The organism is Acinetobacter sp. SwsAc6 (assembly GCF_013391565.1).
Classification (GTDB): Bacteria; Pseudomonadota; Gammaproteobacteria; order Pseudomonadales; family Moraxellaceae; genus Acinetobacter; species Acinetobacter cumulans.
Map to the genome: position 1 here is coordinate 160,897 of NZ_JACAXE010000002.1, position 18,098 is coordinate 178,994.

General features: G+C 42.3%; 18 protein-coding genes. 1 reads left to right on the forward strand and 17 read right to left on the reverse strand.

All coding sequences use genetic code 11. The features are described 5' to 3' along the window. The 15 genes from HYG93_RS02295 to HYG93_RS02365 all read right to left on the reverse strand — a co-directional run bounded on the left by HYG93_RS02295 (position 1) and on the right by HYG93_RS02365 (position 16,117). On the reverse strand, positions 1-333 hold the full coding sequence (locus HYG93_RS02295) for a DUF4258 domain-containing protein (protein WP_120366756.1): 333 nt from the start codon (positions 331-333) through the stop codon (positions 1-3). A 108-nt stretch (positions 334-441) separates the two neighbouring features. Next, on the reverse strand, positions 442-2,967 hold the full coding sequence (locus HYG93_RS02300; protein ID WP_178961749.1) for a hypothetical protein: 2,526 nt from the start codon (positions 2,965-2,967) through the stop codon (positions 442-444). 57 nt (positions 2,968-3,024) lie between these two features. Then, on the reverse strand, positions 3,025-3,330 hold the full coding sequence (locus tag HYG93_RS02305; RefSeq protein ID WP_178961751.1) for a hypothetical protein: 306 nt from the start codon (positions 3,328-3,330) through the stop codon (positions 3,025-3,027). Positions 3,331-3,354: 24 nt separating this feature from the next. Beyond that, a complete protein-coding gene (locus tag HYG93_RS02310; protein ID WP_178961753.1) occupies positions 3,355-6,204 on the reverse strand; it encodes a lytic transglycosylase domain-containing protein in 2,850 nt (949 codons plus the stop codon). Continuing rightward, positions 6,204-8,252: a methyl-coenzyme M reductase gene (locus tag HYG93_RS02315; RefSeq protein ID WP_218646755.1), complete on the reverse strand. Its 2,049-nt coding sequence runs from the start codon at positions 8,250-8,252 to the stop codon at positions 6,204-6,206. The genes HYG93_RS02310 and HYG93_RS02315 overlap by 1 nt, the downstream gene beginning before the upstream one ends. Further along, positions 8,252-8,647 carry a hypothetical protein gene (locus HYG93_RS02320; protein WP_171406312.1) on the reverse strand — a complete coding sequence of 132 codons (396 nt, stop codon included), beginning with the start codon at positions 8,645-8,647 and terminating at the stop codon, positions 8,252-8,254. Before HYG93_RS02320 ends, HYG93_RS02315 begins: the two co-directional genes overlap by 1 nt. A gap of 1 nt (position 8,648) precedes the next feature. Then, positions 8,649-9,098: a GNAT family N-acetyltransferase gene (locus HYG93_RS02325; protein WP_178961755.1), complete on the reverse strand. Its 450-nt coding sequence runs from the start codon at positions 9,096-9,098 to the stop codon at positions 8,649-8,651. 1 nt (position 9,099) lies between these two features. Then, positions 9,100-11,145, reverse strand: a complete 2,046-nt coding sequence (locus tag HYG93_RS02330; protein WP_178961757.1) for a carbohydrate-binding protein — start codon at positions 11,143-11,145, stop codon at positions 9,100-9,102. Further along, a complete protein-coding gene (locus HYG93_RS02335) occupies positions 11,145-11,705 on the reverse strand; it encodes a hypothetical protein (RefSeq protein ID WP_178961759.1) in 561 nt (186 codons plus the stop codon). Before HYG93_RS02335 ends, HYG93_RS02330 begins: the two co-directional genes overlap by 1 nt. A gap of 99 nt (positions 11,706-11,804) precedes the next feature. Next, positions 11,805-12,704 carry a phage capsid protein gene (locus tag HYG93_RS02340; RefSeq protein ID WP_178961761.1) on the reverse strand — a complete coding sequence of 300 codons (900 nt, stop codon included), beginning with the start codon at positions 12,702-12,704 and terminating at the stop codon, positions 11,805-11,807. An 11-nt stretch (positions 12,705-12,715) separates the two neighbouring features. Continuing rightward, entirely contained in the window at positions 12,716-13,345 is a 630-nt protein-coding gene (locus HYG93_RS02345; RefSeq protein WP_178961763.1) for a hypothetical protein, read from the reverse strand. Beyond that, a complete protein-coding gene (locus HYG93_RS02350; RefSeq protein ID WP_218646756.1) occupies positions 13,338-13,847 on the reverse strand; it encodes a hypothetical protein in 510 nt (169 codons plus the stop codon). The genes HYG93_RS02345 and HYG93_RS02350 overlap by 8 nt, the downstream gene beginning before the upstream one ends. 17 nt (positions 13,848-13,864) lie before the next feature. Then, positions 13,865-15,523 (reverse strand): portal protein, encoded by a 1,659-nt coding sequence (locus HYG93_RS02355; RefSeq protein WP_120364161.1) that lies wholly within the window; start codon positions 15,521-15,523, stop codon positions 13,865-13,867. Between the two features lies 1 nt (position 15,524). Beyond that, positions 15,525-15,752, reverse strand: coding sequence for a hypothetical protein (locus tag HYG93_RS02360; RefSeq protein ID WP_120364160.1), 228 nt, complete (start codon positions 15,750-15,752; stop codon positions 15,525-15,527). Beyond that, entirely contained in the window at positions 15,752-16,117 is a 366-nt protein-coding gene (locus HYG93_RS02365) for a hypothetical protein (RefSeq protein ID WP_178961767.1), read from the reverse strand. The genes HYG93_RS02360 and HYG93_RS02365 overlap by 1 nt, the downstream gene beginning before the upstream one ends. Positions 16,118-16,237: 120 nt before the next feature. Between HYG93_RS02365 and HYG93_RS02370 the strand changes: the two genes are divergently transcribed. Continuing rightward, positions 16,238-17,119 carry a DUF2971 domain-containing protein gene (locus HYG93_RS02370; protein WP_178961769.1) on the forward strand — a complete coding sequence of 294 codons (882 nt, stop codon included), beginning with the start codon at positions 16,238-16,240 and terminating at the stop codon, positions 17,117-17,119. A gap of 16 nt (positions 17,120-17,135) precedes the next feature. On the opposite strand, the gene HYG93_RS02375 is transcribed toward HYG93_RS02370, so the two are convergent. Together HYG93_RS02375 and HYG93_RS02380 are read right to left on the reverse strand one after the other, a co-directional pair. Next, a complete protein-coding gene (locus HYG93_RS02375; RefSeq protein ID WP_178961771.1) occupies positions 17,136-17,573 on the reverse strand; it encodes a hypothetical protein in 438 nt (145 codons plus the stop codon). 1 nt (position 17,574) lies between these two features. Beyond that, the gene (locus HYG93_RS02380; RefSeq protein WP_372658455.1) at positions 17,575-18,093 is read right to left on the reverse strand and encodes a RusA family crossover junction endodeoxyribonuclease; all 519 of its coding nucleotides are present in this window, start codon (positions 18,091-18,093) and stop codon (positions 17,575-17,577) included. Positions 18,094-18,098: the final 5 nt, after the last annotated feature.

Below are 18,098 nucleotides of genomic sequence, written 5' to 3' on the forward strand. Positions count from 1 at the left end.
TTAACCTCTAATTACAGTAACCACAATACAGTGGTCCTGAGTTATATCATCGTAGTCCAAAGCCACGACTGCACTAATGACATCACCTGCAGAAACTACAGATAATTTCATTTTCCAAGATCCATTAGTTTCTCTATAAGGACCTTCATCAAACTGACCGTGCTCCATACAACAAAGTATTTGGGGTAGGGTTATTTTTCGTTGTTTCATACGTTTGCGAACATGATCTGTAAGGAAAACCTTACTAGAATCTTTCGCAATCTCTCTCAACTTCGATTTAGCAACCGCTTCTGAGAGATCTGAAAACATTATTATATTGTCGGGTTGTTCCATATATACACCGTCAGTTTCTGACGGTATTATTGAATAATTAAAAATTTCATGCAATAGGTGGAAGTAAATTATTGTAATAAGGTAAAAGTTGCATCTGCAGTCCTTTTTTTATTCAATCATACGGTCAAAATCAGGCGCTTGAATATCGCCTATATCATCACCCCAAAACCGTGTGCGATCATGTTCACGCTCAGCTTTTCTCAGCAATTTTTCACGGTAACCCGGTGCAACTATATCCTGCATTTCATCAAATATCATTCGATTTGCAGCAGCTTTGGTGTACCACAAGTTTTGTGCAGGGATTTTGCCTTTTAACAATTTAAAAGCTTCATTGGCGGCATTGGTATCCTTGCCCTCATAATACTGCGTGAAATTGCCGACAGTTAAGCCAAGCACCGCTTTCGCATCCGAACCCAATGGCCCAACCATAAAGTCTGTAGAACTGCGCCCGCTGGTATCTGTACCGGCCACAAGTATGTCACCAAGAATGGAAAGGCCGCCGCCTTGGACTGCTGAGCGCGTTAAAAAGTTAATGCTCTTTTGTGGATCGTTCTCATCCCAAACTGTCTGCGGATCATTGCCGTTTGCCAGTTCTTTCAACTGAACAACCAGCGCACCAAGCAAAGTTGTCATAGCAAATATTGACGCGCCATAGGCTGCTTTTGATGTCCCTTTTTCAAATGACATTGCACGACTGCCGTGACGCATTAGAAAAGCTGCAGGGAATGATTTAAATTGCAGCATTCCTTTTAGGATTTCGCCCATAGCTGTTCCTTTCTTTTGCCCCGCACTCATCCATGTACGTTCACGCAATCCAGCCTCTACAACTGCCATACCTTGCTCATCAAGCAAATGCGCTTGAAAGCTGGAGGCTATTTCATCTTTTACTCTTTGCGGGTCACCAAATGCTGTTAATTGTTCGTTTGGAATTTCATATATAGAGCGTGCAGACATAAGTTGGTTGCCTTTGCGATCGACAACTGGCTCAGCCAAGCGCATTACTTCCCACACACGTTCACTGAGTCCTGTTTTAGACATCAGCTCACGATCCATTTCACTAAGATCCGACCATGCCTTGTCGCGGCTTAAACGTCCATATTTCTCCATCAACATTTTGGTAAAACCGACTTTGCTTGCTGCAGTTAAAGCATTCAGTCCTGACACACGCATAACCTGTGATGCAATGGCACTTGATACACGTGCAAGCTTTTGGCTTTTGCCACTTACAGAAGTAAGGCCATCATCTGACCAGCGCGCAATACTGCCGAGCATTTCTTCTGTGGCTAGGCCAAGCGAATGAGCTGTATATCGATCTTCCGCATTCTTTGGGTTCAATTGGGAAATAAGTTCACCAAATGTTTTACGGTAGGCAATGCCATGAATAGAAGCAGTCTTCTTAATCATGGCCTGATCAGTGATAGACGAAAGCGTTGTACCTCCCAACATGCTTGCCACATTCATAGATCGATACGCTAAGCCCAAATTAGCCAACACTTCACTTTCAGGTGTATTCGCCCCTGTAAACTCATCAAACATCGTCTGTGCGCGTTTACGTGACTTTCCTGTAGTACTTGCATCAATACCTTTTAACCAATCTTTTTGCTCCGCAGCATCCATTAAAATGCGCATAGCACTTTTTGGATTACTGCCTAAATTTTCAACCAGCGCAATATCTTTAGATAGGCCGTTAATGTGAGCTTCAACCAAGTCTACAAACGGCATGCCGCCGAAATCGGCCTGATACTCAAGCCAAGCATCAGCATCTTTGAAATGAAGTACACGGCTTTCACTGTGACGTGATGTAACCTTTGAATTACCACCAAAAGACTGACGACCTACTTCGGTTTTGTTTGCACCATTACTGCTAAGCGTATCGTATGAGTATTCAAGCAATTCACGTATCTGTTGTTGCGAATAAAATGAGCCATCCTCATGCACATATTTTGAAGTATCAATCAGCTTTTCAGCTTTATTTACCCATGCTTCTTTGCCAGCCTTAACTATTTTGGCAAGGTCATGTGTCTGGGGTAATCCCCAATCATCCAGCTTGCCAATATCACCGCCTGAACGGTTGAAGCGCTGGCGCATACCTTCAAACACTTCACCCATTTTGTCGCTTATCTTCTTGGCTAGCGGGTCGCCTGTGTTGTCATTAAATCGCTCACGCACAATTTTTTGCACTAATTCTTTATCAGTGAATACACCTGTACCGCCTTTTATGTTCGTGTAGAAGTCCACCAATTCACCACGGTAGATTGATGCCGTTGCACGTGCTTTTGAATCAATTGATTGAATGCCTGACATATCGCCATGCGGTGCAACAATGCGGTCTACAACTTCACTGGAACTTAAGGTTGGATGATCTAAAGCAGTAAGATTTTTATTCTGTGTGAGGATGTCACGCGCTGCAATGGCGTGCTTGCGTTTGAGCTGGTCTTGAATATCCTGCGCAACAAACTCACCTGCCTTGGTGAGCTTTTCTGCATCGGATAAATTGCGCCAAGCATCAATATCTTTGCGTGCTACAGATTTCATCGCATCTTTAATACGATTTTCAATATCTGTGGCTTCTTGCTGATTCAGTGAGTCTTTGCCTAATGCTTTCGCTACGGCTGCTTTACATTGGTCTTTCATAAAAAATGCTCAAATGTTTTTAGCATCTGAGCATTTTTTTAAGACTTGTTTGTTGGGTTATTCATCCTGCTTTATAGGATGACTTGAGATAGATGTCTCGTATTCAACAGCATATTGCTTACCTGTATCATAAAGTTTTGCAACATCCAGTAGAAAATCTTCCAAGGGTGAAACAAATTTCTCTATTGCTTTAAAGTCTTTAAAGCGCTTGGCATTATCAGGCCGAGCATCATAAAGTGTAGTGACCATCATTTCATTATCATTGATGCCAATTACAAAATCCTCCTTTGTCGGATGAATTAACACATACCCCAATAATTTTTTACTCACTTGTAAGCCCTCAAGTTTTAAGTATTTTTGCATAAGCACGTTTACTTATTAAACGATTTATTCCCCAAACTGTAAAGCACAACTAATCGCAGTTTGTGCAGCTAAAGTGTCTTGTTGCGCCTGCTTTGCTTCGGCTTCAAGTTCAGCCCAATATTCTTTCACTGTGTACATTTCAGGATTACCATCACTATCAATTTTCCCGTTTGGAAATGGCATATCAGGATTTCTTAAAATCACATCCAATGCCGCTGATTCTTCAGGACCATCACCAAATAATGAGCCTTGGCGCGGATCACCCATACCCTCGATCCGATCAATCTCAGACTGAATATTTTCAGAAATACCTTTAGCACTGCGTTTATTAGTATCGAATACGTTTAAGAACTGCTTTGCACCATCACTTAAACCGTCATCGATGAGCTGATTTTGATTTAAATAGTCAGGTACGGTTTGACCGTTGGCCTTTAAATCACTGAGCTTTTGCGCTGCCTGCGCCAAGTCTTGAGCAATTGTGTTTTGATGCCGACCGCCTTGCTTTACCAAATCGCCTAGTTGCGCCAGTTGCGGGGCCATTCGAAGCAAAGCATTTAAAACGGTCTTACTATGATCGTCCAGTGCCTCTGCCAGCCTCGTAACAAGATTGGAATCACCATAAGCACGCTGAACCAATGCAGACTCAATACGGCGCTTACCTTCTTGGCTTAAACGGCCATCAGGCATGATTGCAGCTGATCGTTCAGACTGCGGTAACTGGTCAACAAATCCGCGTACAAAGTCCATAGAGCCGTCAATATTTAACGTGCCATCGTTATTAATTTTAAGAAGTGATGAATCAGGCAAACGATCTATATCTGTTACTGCACGTTCAGATGCACTGAATTGCGCCACATCAGCCTCATTCGCTAAACGTGAAAACTGTACGCGGTCTGTATCTGTTAAGCGCGTACGGACTAAAACAGGACGGTCTATACCTGAAATATCCCAGCCACGCTGAGCAGCATAATCATTCACAAATGAATTATAAGCTTCGGCCTTACCATCTTCATAAGCGCGTGTAATTGCTAAAGTTCGCCCATTACCTGATTCAACGACATTGTCCATGCCGATAATTGGGGCACCATTGGACAACATGCTTGATTCACCCAATAATTCAGGTCGCAAGTCATTTGCCATGTTTTCAATCTGCTGACGTGATGCTTCACGTGTACGGTCACGTGGTTGAAGTTCGCCAGGATATAGTGGATTTACGCCATACGCTAAATCGTTTGATGCAATCAGATCGCCTAGACTCTTAACTTCATAAGCCATGTCATAGCTTGAACCATTCATGCCAATTGCAGTACTTGTGCCGTTGCCTCCATAGCGTGCACTTAACTGATTCCACTTGCCTTGCCATTTAGTTATAGCCTGTCCCACAGTCAAACCAGCCATGCCGTTATTGTTTACAATGGCATCTGCATTCTTAGAGTCGTATTTACGCACCACATCAATCAGCGGTGTATTTGGATCAGCCCTTAATACATTGCTTGCGCCAGTTGGCCCAAGTAAATGCCCTAAATACTGTTCATGCGCCACAGGTTCACGGCCCAAACTTTTACGCATTGATGCATTGGCATTCTTGATATGTTTGAGGCCCTGCTTGATTTGCTCATCCACATTGTTTCGATCACCACCACCTTGCCCTTTCCAAGTTTTATCTAATACCTGAAATAAGCCATGCGCGGTTGACGTTGGATTCTTTGCTGTGTGGTCAAACTTGCCGCCTGTCTCAATATGGCTAATAGTCAGTGCTACAGAAGGATTAATGCCCTCTTGTTGCGCTTTACGAGCAATTGCTTTGGCATTTGTAGGTATAGGCATGGCTTCATAATTAACTGGCTTTTGCTTCTCTTCACCAGCAACAGGATGCTGTACGCGAACAGGACGACCAGCACGAATATCATCGGTTGCACTATCCAAATTCTTTAAATGATTATTGGCTTGTACGGCGTTGCTTGGCTGTACTGGCGCTGAAATTTCATCATATTCCAATTCATTTAAAACCAAGGCTGCCTGCTGTTTTGTTGTGTCAGCTTCAATCTGCTCAGGAGTACGATTGAGATAGTGGCCAGCACCACGTGCGGCACCAAAGAATAATGTATTCAGTAGCAGATCCGTTGCTACAGTTTCACCCGTGACCTCGTATTTTTTTGCCTGCTTGTCATAACCTTCTGATTTTAATAGTTCACCGCTTACGGCTTGCCCACCTTGTGATAAGGCTGTAGCTCCACCAATAGATAAGGCAGCATCTTTAACAACACCGCCAACGCCTTTGAATCCATAAGACAACGGCAATACCGTAGATACGGCCGCTACACCACCATCAATTAATGCTGTTTTGGTTGCAGTATTCTCATCGACACCCTTATGAATCAGATCCTCTCTGCTGTAATTGGTTTCTGAAACACCTGAAAGTGCTGCAGCGCCCCATGGGCCAGCAACCGCACCACCAGCTAAAGCACGTGTAGCAACATCAGAAATACCAAAAAGCATATTCCCCACAAAACCTGAGTTCTGCGCGTCTTGCAACTGCTCAACTTCCATCACCAATTTGTCACGACGATCTTTATTTTTTTCCTCATGAATATCTGAAAATGCAGGCTTACGTACATCAAGCGCACCATCAAGACCGCCGTCTAAAGTATCGCTTATAGAGTAGCCAACATGATCAGCCACACGTTCAAAAGGCTTTGCTACCGTATCTACAACCTTAACGGCACCAGCTAGAGCTCCGCGCGGTATTGCCGATGCTGCGCCATCAAATAAACCAACTTCTTTTTTTTGCTTCGGCGCTTTCCCTAAGCCTTTAGCATTCATTTCATTAATGGACTGCTGTTCACCGTCATCAATTTCATTAATCCAAGCCATTAGCGGGTTACTCCATTCATTTTAATACGCCATGCAACACCTTTAACGACTAGTGGCTTTCCACGCTCATCTAACAAATCGTATTGCAGCTCACCGCTTTTAGTTCTTGATGATGATTGGCGCAGGCGAAGCGTTTTTAATTCTGATTCACTGATACCTGTGCTGGAAGAAATCGCGCTATATCCAGCATCTAGTCGGTTTTCAAAAGCATCATCCGTCATGCCATAAGGCATAGAGACTTTCCAGTCTTTCAACTTCCCGCCTGCATAGTTTGTGAATGATCCATTTTGCTGATGTACACCGCCTGTTGCTGATGCTAAAGCAAATTTAAGTACTTCTGCATTAGGTAGTTCATCCGCTTTGGAATGTTGCAAATTGCGCGCTTCCATCGTATCTGCATAAACGGCACGGAATACGTTATATAGGTTGTTTGACGTTGTACCTGTAACCGTATTTCCTACATACGCATTAAATGCAGCTTTCAACTCAGCATCTTTAGGCATAACCAGCTGCTTGTTTTTTAGGATCTGCGTGCCATTGATGATTGACGTTGCCAGTGGTCTGCCTGCAGTACTGCCATAGCCGTTCATTTTTGCCAGTCCAGCAGCAATATAATTTTGATTTCCAGCACCCAGCTGGCCTAAAGTTGCACCCCATAAAGTTGCACCGTTTTGAATGCCCTTGCTCTGCTGAATAAGACCACCAATAAAATTGAGTTTTTCATTCACTGAAAGCTTATCAAAAGCCTGTTTTGCTTCTGGTAAATCCTCTTCTGAAATTGGCTTCACTTTGATATTTGGATCACGTAGCGCAAGCTGGCTAGATCCATTTTCAATAGCGCCACTGATAAATTTAGCAGGATTTGCCTTAAGCAAGTCACCACTAAGGCTATGCACTTTTAAACCAGCTTCTGAAACAGCTTGATTAGGATTTCGCTTAATCGTGTCCAACTTTTCTCTGTACATGCCTTCATAGGTACTTAGTATTTTTTCTTCTTCTGAAGCATTTGCAGAGGGTGAATTTTTCATCTTAGCTTTCTGCGCATTGATTAAAGACAATTGCTCAGATGTAGATTTATTAGCAAATTTTTGGAAGTTCAAAGACTGTTGTTTCAGAAATTTAAACTCTGCTTCATGTTCTGTTCCAGCCACCAACTGTCCCACATTGGCCTCATAATCTGAATCTTGGGCACGGCCTGTCAGTACATTGCTTTTGTATTCATTTAAGTACTTACCAGCCTCCGAAACGCGTTTATTTTCTTCGGCTTTCAATTGCGTATTCAATGCCTCAATTCGACTTGCTACACGGTCTTTATTCTGCTGGATCTGCTTACCGTCTAAATAGCCGAACTTATTGGAATTTAAGTCTGCCAGTATAGCTTGCAATGATTGAGTGTCTTTACCTTCCAGCGCTGTCGTAATGCGGTCATCAATATCCAATTGATCACGTGTTGCTTGGTATGCGTTACGGCGCACCATCTTTTCAGGTTCGGAAAGATTGGAATTAACCAGGAATGATTCGAGATATTCAGCGCCCTGCTTACGGTCATAGCGCGTGGCAATCTCTGTGGCACGGTCAGCAAGCGCAGAATCTTTCTGCGTATCTGCACGAAGCTGTAAAGCCATGAAACCCTGTGTCTGATTTCCTGTACTTGATTGCCAATATTCTTGAAGCTGTTTTTGTGCGTGTCCGGGTAATTCGTTTTGAATTTCCGAATAGCGCACCTTTGACCAATCTTGCATTTCTAAACGCGCATTTTCTGCTGTCTTTGCGCCATTGGATACATCATTTTTTAGAACAGTGACTTTATCAGCCATTTCAGTCGTAAGAACATCATCAAGTTTAAGCTTTGCCTCTTCAGCTTCACGCTTGTTATTCATCAGCTCTAAGCGTTTGGCTGTGAGTTCCTGCTCCTGTTGTTTTTCATCACGTGCCTGCATAACCCCGCCAATGGCTTGACCGATATCCTGCAAGCCTGTTGATGGAACGTGCTGACTTAACGATACATTACCTGCTTGACGTTGACCTTGTGAACGAGGGATTAACATTATTTCCACCCCGCAATAGATGCCCCAGCACCAATGAAATTACTCGTAGCTTTCATGCCATAGTTATTGCGTTGCATTTTACCAGCACGTCGAATATTTGAAGCATTATGACCAGCCTCAGCAACAGTCATTGATGCATTATATTCTGCATCACCTATATGCTCATCTTGAAGCATTGCAGCTGCACCTTGATCCACATCAAGCCCATTTTCAGCAGCTGCTGCACGTGCAGATGACGCATTTGACTTACCTTGTCTACGCAACTTTTCTGCTTCTGACTGAGCAATTGAAAGCACTGTTTTTGCATTACCTTTGGCTTCCGCGTCTGCCTGCAGTCCGCCTGTAATGTTGCCAATGCCACTAAAAATATTTCCTACTGCTCCACCACCACACATATTAAATCTCCTGCTCCAATGAATAACCGACCAGCTCAAAACCTAAATGCTCATAAAGCTTTACAACACGCTCAGATTCAATTCCTGACATAGTGCCGATTTGGATACGGTCAGCTTCATGACCAACAGCCCATTCCTTAAATCCTCTTACAAGCAAAATGCCTGCTTTGGTATTGCGGTACTCTGGTAAAACATAGATTCCTTGTTCAATGGCTAAACGATCACCAGTGCGCCAATCTATGCAGGTTGCACAAATTGCCGCACCAATAATATTTTCATATTCATCCAAGACAACCAGTACTGAATCATGATTGATTTGATGATTAATGAAGGCAGTTGTAGTTCGCTCGTTAAAACGTTGTTTGCTGAATACAGGTGACTCATGTATTAGATTTTTACAAAGATCTAAAATCGTATTTAATTCTGATTGCACCGCTAAACGTACTTGCATTTTATTTCTCATTGATTGATACCAACATAGAAATAGACTGCACGTGAAATGGTAGCGGTTTGTCGTGTGTTAGCTTTAGATTAAGCTCATGCAACGAACACCAACCAGCCAAGGGCTCTTCCACATAACCAGTAAACGGTAGGTTTTTAAACGCATCGCCATTGATCTTTTTGTGTTTCAGCTCTCTTGATTCAACATAACCACCGATTGAGTGATTCATCCAAAGTACGATATTGTGGACATTGATCTTATGAAACATTGCAGTGCTCGGAACACTTGAATAATCAGGTGGCAACAGTTCAATTTTTAAAGTAAATAACTGACCAAGCCACTTAATTTGACTATCGTGCTCCGCATTTTTCCGTTCCGCATACCAATACCCATCATCATTGACCCACGCCACATGCTGGTTATTTAGTGTTTCAACAACATCAGTAAACATCATCAACTCATACTGTATTTCGCAATCACACATTGCTTCATAGCTGAGCTCTTCTAAAAAGTGATGTGCCCCACGCTGAACAATCAAATAGCACTGATCACTACCTGTTGTTCTAGGCAAACTACATACTGATTTCACATTACCGCCAAAGTCATGTTGTGCCCAGGCATTCATCTCTTGATCACGGTTAAGTGTAATACTGGCCATCTTGCCGTCATTCAGCACGATCCATACAATTGAGTCGGGCGTTTGCTGATAAGTAATTTCTTTGATACCGCCATGCATTTGCGGAATGTGTGGAGCTATCGCTGATAATTCAGGAGATACAAGGCCGTCCACCTCATATCGGTACGATAATGCGCGCAGACGTTCACCACCACGCTGAACAAATAGCAACTCACTGCCGACCATACACGGACGTACGTCTTTTTGCGCACCATAGGACGTATGCTGCTCTATTTGCGCTGATGCTGGTGTCATTGGCCCTGATGAAGTAATCAGAAACTCTGAACCACCTGTAAGTGCGACTACACCGCCTCGCTGAGCTAAATGCAGAATGTTGTCTGATTGCGCAGATGATGATGCAATGCTGAACGCATCCGCATCCTCAGTAGACTCTAAAAAATCTGAGTCACTTCCAATGGCTGAAAACCAAAGCTGATTAGGGCTTGTTTTAGTGTTGCCAAATACTAAGCGCTGTTTAAAGAAAGTCACCGTGCGCGGGTAACCAGTTGATGCAGTAAATGCCAGTGAGTTTAAAGTCCATGACTTTGCAATGGCTTGTATATCCGCTGTGAGTTTTACAAGCACATCGCCTTTTGCAACTGTAGGTGAACTAATAGAAGTAATCTTAACTTGGCCACTATTGATTGAAACAACAGCCCCAATATCAGCTGTTGTAAAAACTGATAGTGCCCCTGCTGTCACTGTTTCCCATTTGGGATTCTCTACCTCTGCAGACGGTGTTGAGCCTTTATTATCTGTAACTGCACGCCAAGTTTGCCCTAAATAAATTACACGATCGCCTGCTAAGTACTGCTCAGTATCATTCCATTCTGGGAATGCTGTGGCCGTGAGATTAATCGTTTTACCTACTTCTATGCCCGAAGGTGTAAGCGCCACGTTGGGTGAAGTGCCGATCTCATCTGTCGGCGCAACTGAAAAGATAAACTCTTCAAAACTCCAATTTGAAAAATCTGCGCTACACACTAAACGCCGTACTGGTGTATTGCCTTGCACAAAGTACATGCGGTATCGAGTGTGAGCGACTTGAATCTCATTGATCATGCTTACTGTCGAATACGGCGTTGTAGCTGTCCATATCACTTCTTGCAAACGCGGATCAAATACACTGATTGTGCTTAAACCTAGAATAAGAAGATAAGAGTTTTCAGAATTTGGAATAAAGGGAATTAAACGAATAGCCCCATTAAACGTACCACGATAGCGAGTACCAGGGCGACGCTTTGCACCACCTTCAACCAACGGCAAGGCGTTAAATAGCGACTTTGCACCGTTCGCATACTGCTGAACGTCCGTGCGTGTATAAAGTAAAGGGCTTAATTCACCGCTACTTAAATTGTTTTTCAGCAACCACTGGCGCATTAGTAACGACTCCCAATGTATGATGACTCTGCATAAACCATATTTTCAGATGGTCGCTCTTGTGCATTCACATTGCGCGCTTTGCGGATCAGGCGCTCATATTCATCTAATGCTGACTGTCCAGCGGCATCACTTCCTGTTAAAGGCTTACATAAGCGTGAGGCCATTTTGAGTGACATTGCTTCAACAAGCATTGAATCCCATGTTTCTTCATTGTCATTATCAAAAATATATTCAAGATTGATCTGATTTGTATTTGCCAAAATATGCCGATTCTCTATTTCATACTGCTCCATATTTGCGGAAACAATCCGTAGATAATCTGCAGGCAAACGAAATGCATGAGTAAAGCCAAATGATGGATGAGTTGAAATTGGTGCGAGAATAGTACGGCGCTTAGCACAAGACCAAGGATGATCCCGCAAAACAGCTTTACGTTGCTGGTCATAGATACTGCGGCAACGTTCTGCACGTGCTGTGTCTTCGTCAAAGCTAGAAATACTGCTGTCACCAATCATGCTGAGCGCAGCATTACAGATAGATACTTTTGTTGTAGTCATAAAAAAGCCCTCAAGTTTTAATTAGCTTGAGGGCTTTAAGAATGCGTTTTGTTGAGTATCGAACCCAGCACCATTGCTCAAGATGCTGGGCTAAACTGATTAACGAAGGAAGTCGATTTGAACTACTTTCTCTTCTAAGCTTCGTGCTGCACCGTAAGATGTAATACCGCCAATCTGCTTCACGTTTGATTTATCTGGACGAACTGCAATATCAAAGTTTGAAATTACATTACGGCCAAAATGAGTACAGCCTTTAGCTGTTGCAAAGGTTCGACCCTCTGTAGCACCGCCTGCACCGTCTGGAAGCTCTTCATACGGCAACCAAATGAATCCAGCCCACTTTTTAGCGATTTCACCATCCATAATGTTTTGAATAGTTTCACGATCCCAACGTGTCAGCTCATCATCTACAAGAATTTGCTCTAAAATTTCAGAGTTATAGATCATGTAAAGTGGTAAACGATCCATTTTATTTTTGCGGAATAAAGTACGAGCTTTAACAATTTTCGCTTTATTCATCGGTGTTGCACTCGCACCGATAATTTGAGTCGATGGAAGTGCCAAAGGAGTCCAGTCTTCTGTATCTGTTGTACGGCGCAATACGCTGGCACCTAGCGACTTGATAATAGTGCGGTCACGTTCATCATATTCAGCGGACAAACATGCCTGCATATATTCACTGGTCGGATTTGCAGAAAGCTTTGGCTCATCACGCGGTTCAATCGGTACAAATAAACCGTAATCTTTCATTGTTGCTAAACGCGTACCAGCCTCAGGAACTGACCAATCAGTATCCTGAAAACGCGTAGTCATTTCTTTCATTTTCACATCGCCAAGATCATTGACTGTGAACGATGAACCACCAATAGCACCACGATCCGCACACATTACCTGTAAAGCTGATTCGGTTGTGCGTGCCTTTGTTTCGAATGCGGTATGAAATTCGCGCTTAAAAGCCGCCGTAATCATCTCATTATTTGTTGCGAAGTCTTGTGACATTCTCTTGCCCCTTAATTATCTGGGTATTGCTTCTTAAAATATTGGCTTACACGCGCCGCTACTGATTTGTGATCAGGATGATTGGCATCACTGTATGCTTCTGACAACATCAATGATTCAATATCACCGCCTGCGGTTTGTTGAGTGTTTGAAGGGGGCATATCTTCTTGAATATATTTGCCAATAGCGGCCGCCAACTTAATTGCACCAGTTGGTGAATCCATATCGCTAGCCTTAAAACCCAATGCTTCAATACCCTGCTTTGCAAGATTTACATTTAAATTGAAGTCATCACCCCACTCGCCCTGCAACGACTCCATATTGACTTGCTGATAATCATCCCAAAGTTGAATAGCGGCTTTTGCCTGATCATTGGTAAAGCCATGCTCATGAAATTTTGCAAACACATCGGGATTTTCCGACTTGAATGCACTAGCATCAAAACCATCAATTGCAATTTCATAAGCATCCGCACTTTCGGGCACAGCTGGTGGTTCAGACTTTTCAGCAGTTTGCTCCACTGGTGTTGTCGTCGCCGTATCTGTTGCTACTGCTTCAGTAGTAACATTAGGGTTTGCAACCTGTGTTTGCTCTGTAGTTTGAGTTTCTGTAGTTGCTGGTGCTGTGGTTTGCTCAGTCATAATTGCTCTCCAATTGTCCTGTTAAATATGCTATTTCAAGCTGTTCGCTATAATTTGGTGATTGCGCATTGCTAATTCGGTTTGAAATAAAATCAAATACTTCTGATTGCCCTATACGGCGACAAGTTTCACGCTCATCATTCGTGAATAAACTGCGCTTAAATCTATTTTCGAAGTCATTCATAATTTTTCGGCCATTCGGATCTACAACAAAAGTTAAGTAGTAGGTCTGAGATGTAGCCATTTGATTTGTCCAATGAATGACTTTCCCAAAGTCACCGTCATCATTAGAGTTTTTAAACGTAGCTTTGATATCTGCAATCTCTTGTTTATGCGCAATGATTTCTTGCTGAAAAGTTTCAGCACGCTCCCACTCATGATGTTTTTCATTGCGTAGATGGCTACTAACACCTTTTTCATCAAACAGCTGTTTGCTTAAGTCCTTTACTTGAGCTTCCTTGGCATAAAGGAATGCACATGCAATCAATGCAAGGATGCTCATTACTGCAAAACCTATAATCACTGCATCACCTCACTTGTCATTTCTGCTTCCAATCCCTTGCCCAAGCCTTGCGCAACTGCACCAGTCATCTGCTGAGCTACTATCGCTTGCTGTTCTTGTGCCTGTTGTGCTTGTTGTGCTTGAGCCTTTTTCTGACGGTAAGCATTCAACTGATCTTCAGTGCGTAAAATAGAAGTAGGCACACCAAGACGCTGTGCTAAAACTTGTGGAATTGCATCAGTATTAATATTGTCTAAAGCATTAGGATCTAGCTCAGCAATAGGGCTCATAGAGGCCATAAAGCGCTCAATAGATCCGACATCTTCTAATTGCTGGGTACGTGCCAACGGGGATGTAAATTTAAAAGATGTATTACGTCCTTGTAGCTCTTCTGGTGCCTCACCGAGGATCTTTGAGCGATATGCCAAACCGAATGAGCGTTCTAAAATTGGGATCAGCATCTCTGCTTGTGCGCGGCCATATAGTGGTCCAATCTGTTGACGGATCATGTCTAAACGCATGTAAGTTTCAGCAGCAGTCATTGGCTGGTTGTACGGCGAATCCATACCGTCAGCCATAAGTTTACGTTTGATTGAATCTTGTATACGCCCAAGCAAAGCATCAGCGACCTGAAAGCCCTTCCCGCTATCTAAGCGCTTCATTGAATCCACTTTATTAGCTGTGACAATTTTGCCACCGCCAATACGCACAGTTCTTGGATTTAAAACCCCATCATCTTCAGCAATCCAAAACCCAAGTACATCAATCTCTGCACTTCGTAACGTATCGCGCATTAATGAGTTTGCTGCTTTAGCCTCAGGCAATGCCGTAGACATCAGACCAATGCCGTAAACACTGCCGGGTATCTTTCTAAAACGAGGTACGGCACAAGGGAACTCGTTATAACCAGACTCTTTAAGAATATTCTTTGCATCGACTTCAACATGATACGAAGCGAAAGGCATATTTCTTGGCAGTAGAACTGGGTTGCTTGAAGTGTTCTTGACCTTACGTGGCTCAATAACGTGGATTAACTTAAAAGATTGATCTGGTGTTTTCTCAAACGCATCTCGCACACGCTGACTTGCTTTGTTTTCACCAAACTCAGTAATGATCTGACTCGCTGTTAAGCTGTACTCTCGGTAGATTGTGTCAACAATATTGTCTTGACGAGTTGATGCAATGAAGCATTCACCAATAGGCCATGATTGAAATACATAACCGCCACCTTTCTTGCGGTCGATATCTTCATAAAGTACAGACCATCCTGCAACAACGAAGTCCACCATCTGGTCGAAGTTTTCACTATCGAAATTTGCACCATGAATATTTCTAAAAATAAACTGGCATACTTGCTCAAGCCAATGCTCACCATCAGTCAATACCGCAGGATCGTCTACGCCGTCAGGTACAGCTTTAAACCACTGTGCATTTGCAGGAGTTGTGCCAGCAATTAAAGTGGCAACGATTTTTAAAACTGCTTCAGACGCTGTTGAGTCCAATAAGTCAGCACGTTGCTTTTCCCTAATACCAGCAAGCCCACCTCCACCGCTAAAGCTTTGCTGACGTTCAGGCGCACCGTACTTATAACACTCAGTCCAATGTGGTTCATATTTGGCACGTTCTGCACGTAGCTCACCTAAACGCTTACAAATACGGTTTGCCAGATCATTCATATTAGCCACCTAATGTGCCTTTCTTATCATCGTCTACCGAAGATAAAACTGTTGATGCTTTACGCTTTTTACGTGCTTGAGTTTCCTCATTCGCTGCCGTTTGAGCATCACGCTTAGCCTGTGCTTCTGCCGCCTGAGCGTCATAACCTTTGCTAGCCGCCTTAGTATCTGTAAGACCAATAGCATCAGTTACAGAGCCAATTACTTTCCCTACAGATCCACCACACATTATTTTGATTCCTTGTATTCAAGACCATGCTTACCCTGAACCCAGCGCATTTTTTTAGGTGTATCTACACCGCCAGCTTTAAGTAGTTGATCAATTTTGTTTTCAATGCGAATTTGACCTTCAAGGATGGTCTGTTGATTGGCAATTAATTGGGCATATTCGGAGGTGTTTGAACTTTCTTCCGTCTCTGCAGGCATTGGATCTAAACCAGCTTCGGTTTGCGTTTGATCTTTAGCATCTGCATTAGGAGTTTCTGCTGTGCCTAAAATCGCTTCCAAGGCATCTTCTGCATTTTGAGCTGTTGTAGTTTCTGTAGGAGTTGTTGCACCTGGTACTTTTGTTGCGCGACGCGGAGCGGTAGCCATAAAAAAACCCTATCTTTGGTTGATAGGGTTAATGTGCGGGGTGTTGTGTTGCGGTTTGTTGTGTAAAATTAGAAGTTAATATAACGTACTCGTGTTTTGAACTTTACAATATAAGCATTTATGAATAACGAACATATTCCCGAATTTTTTCTAGAAAAATATAGTGCAGACCATATTATTCAGGATGATAAATACTTTTATTTTTATAAGCATATATCTATTGATGCTGATAACTTAGTATTCGGAATCTTTAAAAATACTGAATTAAAGTATAATTACGCTTGTAACTTTAATGACCCTTATGATTGTTTATTCAAATTGGAGTTATCAAATTTAGATAATCTAACAAAAGATGAATTTGAAAGTATAACTGGTAAATCAGTGAACAATGCAGAATGGCAACTTTCAAGGAAATTTATTATTAAAAAATTTAAAGAAATGCACACATTATTACTAAATCAAGAAATACATACTCTACGAAAGAAAGTTCCAATAACCTGCTTTAATTCTAATCCATTAAATATATTGATGTGGTCTCATTATGCAGATCACCATAAAGGTTTAATGCTGGAGTTTAAAATCTCTAAAGATTTTTCTGAAAAGTTATGCCCCATTCCTGTCTCATATAACAATACATTCCCCATTATTCAAATGAGCCTTACTCAACTAAAAAATTTTAGTGAATCTAATAAAAGCAATATCAACTACGATATTATCGAAAAAGCTCTACTGAGAAAATCTGACTGTTGGTTCTATGAAAATGAATACCGAGCATTTGGAGATGAGAATGACTCCCTATTGATCAAATACAATCCTTCTATTTTATCAAGTGTAATCACAGGAACTAAGTTTAGATCTACTAATAAATATAAATTATTAAAAGACTCAATTTCATTGTTTAATAAAACAAATAAAACCAATGTTAAAATTTATGATGCAAAACTAATGGATGATAGATATGAGCTTTATGTTGATCAACATCCAAGACTAGATAAAAAATAATCCAATAATAGAGCCCTTACCCCAAGGGCTTTTTTGATGCCGCTTCCAACTCACTTATAACTTGATCACACAACCCACCATCATCGAATATGTCCAGCTGGCCTACAGTGTATTTGTAGGTCATCCATTCGCCTTCACGTGGCACAATATCGATACCTGTTTCCATCTTCCAAAGTTCAATGAAAGCCTCGCCGTTCTCAAAGTTCGGCTTTCCTCCCCGCGCCCATTCGGACACGGTTGAAGCATTTGCAACTGGCAACACATCTGCGATCTTTTCATGCGTCCAACCGCAGTGTGCACACAGATCCAAGATCATTCGATTGAAGTCTGGACGCTTATAACCGCGTTGCTTTACAAGAAATTCTTTAACCTTCCTCTTCGTCCGTTGATTAATGAAACGCGCGCGCGCGCGAGGAGACTGTGCATAAACTGTAGAATCAACCGTTTCAACCATCTCACATCTCCCAAACTTTTAATCGAATCAAACCACCTTTGATCACGTTTCCACGCTTCACAAGTAGCTCATCAAATTGCTCATCGTCTTCACAAAAACCGCATTTCACTAAGCTGTCGATCGTTGCTTTCAAGTGATTGTCTATGTCGCGCTTTTGATGTGTTGGAAAATGAAAAGTCACTTCCATTTTTAATCTTGAAGTTAGTCTTAGCGCAGGAATTAATATGCGAATTACGGCGTGAAACTGTCTTGCTTTGTCGCTTAATCGCATCCCTTTGCCTGCACGTTCCCAATAGTGATTTACACTTGGCGGTGTTGTAGCAATTTCACAGCTTAAAACCTGATTTTGTATGCATGGCTCCAAATAGTCTTTATTGACGTTTACAGCGCTTTTATTTGCTTTCCTTACCTTTGCTTGATTTTCATCCTTAAGACGCATACGCGAGCTTTCTGCCCTATTTCTGTGTGCTTTTAGGTGTGCATCTAGCTGTTGCTGACTCCATCGCAGTTGTTTTGTCATGTTTA

What these genes read in the sequence shown, in the direction of transcription:
- HYG93_RS02295 (WP_120366756.1), bottom strand. Translation starts at nt 333, where the DNA reads ATGGAACAACCCGACAATATAATAATGTTTTCAGATCTCTCAGAAGCG.
- HYG93_RS02300 (WP_178961749.1), bottom strand. Translation starts at nt 2,967, where the DNA reads ATGAAAGACCAATGTAAAGCAGCCGTAGCGAAAGCATTAGGCAAAGAC.
- HYG93_RS02305 (WP_178961751.1), bottom strand. Translation starts at nt 3,330, where the DNA reads ATGCAAAAATACTTAAAACTTGAGGGCTTACAAGTGAGTAAAAAATTA.
- HYG93_RS02310 (WP_178961753.1), bottom strand. Translation starts at nt 6,204, where the DNA reads ATGGCTTGGATTAATGAAATTGATGACGGTGAACAGCAGTCCATTAAT.
- HYG93_RS02315 (WP_218646755.1), bottom strand. Translation starts at nt 8,252, where the DNA reads ATGTTAATCCCTCGTTCACAAGGTCAACGTCAAGCAGGTAATGTATCG.
- HYG93_RS02320 (WP_171406312.1), bottom strand. Translation starts at nt 8,647, where the DNA reads ATGTGTGGTGGTGGAGCAGTAGGAAATATTTTTAGTGGCATTGGCAAC.
- HYG93_RS02325 (WP_178961755.1), bottom strand. Translation starts at nt 9,098, where the DNA reads ATGCAAGTACGTTTAGCGGTGCAATCAGAATTAAATACGATTTTAGAT.
- HYG93_RS02330 (WP_178961757.1), bottom strand. Translation starts at nt 11,145, where the DNA reads ATGCGCCAGTGGTTGCTGAAAAACAATTTAAGTAGCGGTGAATTAAGC.
- HYG93_RS02335 (WP_178961759.1), bottom strand. Translation starts at nt 11,705, where the DNA reads ATGACTACAACAAAAGTATCTATCTGTAATGCTGCGCTCAGCATGATT.
- HYG93_RS02340 (WP_178961761.1), bottom strand. Translation starts at nt 12,704, where the DNA reads ATGTCACAAGACTTCGCAACAAATAATGAGATGATTACGGCGGCTTTT.
- HYG93_RS02345 (WP_178961763.1), bottom strand. Translation starts at nt 13,345, where the DNA reads ATGACTGAGCAAACCACAGCACCAGCAACTACAGAAACTCAAACTACA.
- HYG93_RS02350 (WP_218646756.1), bottom strand. Translation starts at nt 13,847, where the DNA reads ATGAGCATCCTTGCATTGATTGCATGTGCATTCCTTTATGCCAAGGAA.
- HYG93_RS02355 (WP_120364161.1), bottom strand. Translation starts at nt 15,523, where the DNA reads ATGAATGATCTGGCAAACCGTATTTGTAAGCGTTTAGGTGAGCTACGT.
- HYG93_RS02360 (WP_120364160.1), bottom strand. Translation starts at nt 15,752, where the DNA reads ATGTGTGGTGGATCTGTAGGGAAAGTAATTGGCTCTGTAACTGATGCT.
- HYG93_RS02365 (WP_178961767.1), bottom strand. Translation starts at nt 16,117, where the DNA reads ATGGCTACCGCTCCGCGTCGCGCAACAAAAGTACCAGGTGCAACAACT.
- HYG93_RS02370 (WP_178961769.1), top strand. Translation starts at nt 16,238, where the DNA reads ATGAATAACGAACATATTCCCGAATTTTTTCTAGAAAAATATAGTGCA.
- HYG93_RS02375 (WP_178961771.1), bottom strand. Translation starts at nt 17,573, where the DNA reads ATGGTTGAAACGGTTGATTCTACAGTTTATGCACAGTCTCCTCGCGCG.
- HYG93_RS02380 (WP_372658455.1), bottom strand. Translation starts at nt 18,093, where the DNA reads ATGACAAAACAACTGCGATGGAGTCAGCAACAGCTAGATGCACACCTA.